This window comes from Parashewanella hymeniacidonis, assembly GCF_016900895.1.
In the GTDB taxonomy this organism is placed as follows: domain Bacteria; phylum Pseudomonadota; class Gammaproteobacteria; order Enterobacterales; family Shewanellaceae; genus Parashewanella; species Parashewanella hymeniacidonis.
The window spans coordinates 1-2,816 of the sequence record NZ_JAFEUN010000217.1; the positions used below are offsets into that span (position 1 = coordinate 1).

3 protein-coding genes are annotated in these 2,816 nt (G+C 37.5%); 1 reads left to right on the plus strand and 2 read right to left on the minus strand.

Going from position 1 to position 2,816, the window contains the following annotated elements:
- Nucleotides 1-232: 232 nt before the first annotated feature.
- Complete coding sequence (locus JQC92_RS21640; protein ID WP_205001604.1) at nt 233-583, minus strand: hypothetical protein; 351 nt, start codon at nt 581-583, stop codon at nt 233-235.
- Nucleotides 584-750: 167 nt separating this feature from the next.
- Between JQC92_RS21640 and JQC92_RS21645 the strand changes: the two genes are divergently transcribed.
- Nucleotides 751-1,503 carry a Nif3-like dinuclear metal center hexameric protein gene (locus tag JQC92_RS21645; RefSeq protein ID WP_205001605.1) on the plus strand — a complete coding sequence of 251 codons (753 nt, stop codon included), beginning with the start codon at nt 751-753 and terminating at the stop codon, nt 1,501-1,503.
- 129 nt (nt 1,504-1,632) lie between these two features.
- Here the strand turns inward: JQC92_RS21645 and JQC92_RS21650 are convergent, their stop codons facing one another.
- Nucleotides 1,633-2,661 carry an ISAs1 family transposase gene (locus JQC92_RS21650; RefSeq protein WP_338049538.1) on the minus strand — a complete coding sequence of 343 codons (1,029 nt, stop codon included), beginning with the start codon at nt 2,659-2,661 and terminating at the stop codon, nt 1,633-1,635.
- Between the last annotated feature and the right edge of the window lie 155 nt (nt 2,662-2,816).

Sequence of the window (2,816 nt, forward strand, 5' to 3'; positions counted from 1 at the left end):
CTGATGTAAGCCCTAAGTTGTTTTTTAGGGCTAGTCGTAGCTTTCAGAAATTTGATTTCAGAGATACTTTTTCTAATGCAATTTTTTGATTACGAACCGAAACCGAAACACGTTTATGTCCAACTTTTGTCCAGAAATTAGCTTTATTAATTACTTCTACTTCTGAAAACACAAATAAAAACGCCAGCGTTATGCTGGCGTATTGGATATAAACTTAATTAGAAATTAAAGTTTAAAACCCACGTGGTAGAGTGAACTGACTACCTTGCGAATTTAGGTAGTTTAACCAGTACTCTTTAGGTAGCATGCCACCTGATTTTGATTCAGCTTTCTTTTTAGTTACTTTAGCAGGCTTTTTCTTCTCTGCTTTTGGCTTAGCTTCAGCTTTTACTTCTTTTTTGCTTTCAGCAGGGGCTGCACCAAATGATTCTAACATTGCTTCAAGTTCAGAGAATCTTAAAGATTTACCATCATCAATCTTGTACCAACTACCTTTCTGTTCGATAGAAACATCACGGCCTTCATGTTGCTTAATTGCTGCAGTTAGAGCTGCGATTGTTTCTTCTTTGCTCAGTTTTGGCATCATATAACCTATTTATTATTAATCTGTTGCAAAACGTTTACATAGATTTTAGCCCTTTATGGACTAAAAAGTCCAATTTTAGTCATAAAACTACGGTTAAAAGCATAAAAATGGCCCGTTTTGCGTGTTAACATTGTATTTATGAACGCTAACTCTAGAGAACCAAAATGACGAGAAACGACTTACTCAGCTATCTTAACGATTACTTGATGGTGTCTAAATATAGAGATTATGCGCCGAATGGGTTACAAGTAGAAGGTACGGCACAAATCAAGAAGATTGTTACAGGAGTTACGGCTTCTCAGGCATTGATAGATGCTGCAATTGCAGAAAAAGCGGATGCGCTTTTTGTTCACCATGGATATTTTTGGAAAGGCGAGCCGCAACAAATTATCGGCATGAAGCAACGACGCATTAAAGCGTTACTACTCAATGATATTAACCTTATGGGATACCACTTACCGTTAGATGGTCATCCTGAAGTCGGCAATAATATTCAGCTGGGTGAGAAACTAGGGCTTGAGAATATTCGTTGTGTCGAAGGTGTGGAGCAAGATTTAATCTGGCAAGGTGAGACGTCTAAGCTTGTTTCAGCTACTGAATTTTCAACTCTGTTATCTAACGTACTGCAGCGTGAACCTATGCATATGGGCGATGATAGTAAACTGATCTCAAAAGTGGCGTGGTGTACAGGTGGCGCACAAGATTATTTAGATGTAGCTGTTGGCCTTGGCATGGATGCTTTTATTAGTGGTGAAGTATCAGAAAGAACGTATCACAACGCTATTGAACAAGACGTGCACTACTTCGCAGCAGGCCATCATGCAACCGAACGTTATGGTATTGAAGCACTTGGAAATCATTTACAGGAAAAGTTTGGTTTAGAACATCAGTTTATCGATATAAATAATCCAGTTTAACTTTAATTTAACATTTACATCCTTATATCAAACATATAACGTAACTATTCAGCACTCTGAAAGTTAAATGAACAAAATACCTGCACTCAACTCACTATTTTTCACAGGGCGGGATTACGCTTTGATGAATTATTCACCAAATAAAATCTCAGCCCTGAAATTCATATCCCAACAGGCCCTTTGCATCTTGCCAGCAACACTGTCTTTTGAAGAGTGACTTTTTACTAAATTCAAAATCTTTCGCCTAATGGTCGCTAAATTCTTTGCGCCATCATCTGCATAAATTTTACAATCATCTTCTTTAAAAGTGACATCAAGTACCCAATGCTGACTGTTTTCTATTGCCCAATGTTTTCGTATATATCTCGCAACATTTTCCACATTGCTTGTTAATGAAGTGATGTAGTAAGACGTTTCTTTGCTTATTTTTTCTTTTATTTCTCGTAAGCGAGTGACTTCTACAATGGCATGGCTATCTGTAAATTTAGCCGTTTCATCAAACCAGTTTGTAATGGGTAACAGACGATAATGTCTCTCATTAATTCGGCCGTGTTCACCATCAAGTTCCATAAAGTGATTCTGCTTTAAAAGCTCTGGCGTATCTCGATAGCATTTATTGAAGTAGGCTTCGATTTCAGCAAGTAACTTACCTTGATTCTTCTTCACCTGGAGAACGTAATCCCCTTTACCTTTTCGTATTAAAGCAGTGGTTTCTTTCTGACAATGCATGGCATCAGCTGTAATCACTGCATTTTCTATGTTTATGTTTTGAAGCATGGATTGCATTACAGGAATTTCGTTGGTTTTGGTTGACGTTTCTTTTTGATAAATAATAAGTCCATTATCTACAACCATTGCAGTCATAAGTTGAAGTGCGTCGATGTCATCACCATGCTTAGAGCCACAGACAACTTTACCATCGAAACTAATATGCTCTTTATTGTTTTTTTCACGTAGGGCGTTTGAAAAATTAATAAAGCAAGACATTAAACTTTCAGCTTTAACACCTCTAATTATCCTTCCAATTGAGTGCCTTGTAGGAATTCCATTATTGAATGAACGATACTGTCTCAACCAGTCTAATTGAGCTTCACCGAAAATATTGATCGCTTTCCAGCCTGTTGCTCCACACAATACTGCTGCAATTGTAAGAAAAATAGGGACTGATCAGATCTATATGATCTAAAGTGACAAATACAAGCGAGCTCGCCAGAGCAGGAAGTCCAACTCTGGTGATAAATATCAAAAGCAAATTTGTTTTTAGTGAGCGTTTCCAGAAGGAGCAAAACCAAGCACAGTAAGCCAGTCATTCA

Bases quoted from the DNA above. Each gene is read 5' to 3' on its own strand.
- JQC92_RS21640 (WP_205001604.1), bottom strand. From the start codon at position 583: ATGCCAAAACTGAGCAAAGAAGAAACAATCGCAGCTCTAACTGCAGCA.
- JQC92_RS21645 (WP_205001605.1), top strand. From the start codon at position 751: ATGACGAGAAACGACTTACTCAGCTATCTTAACGATTACTTGATGGTG.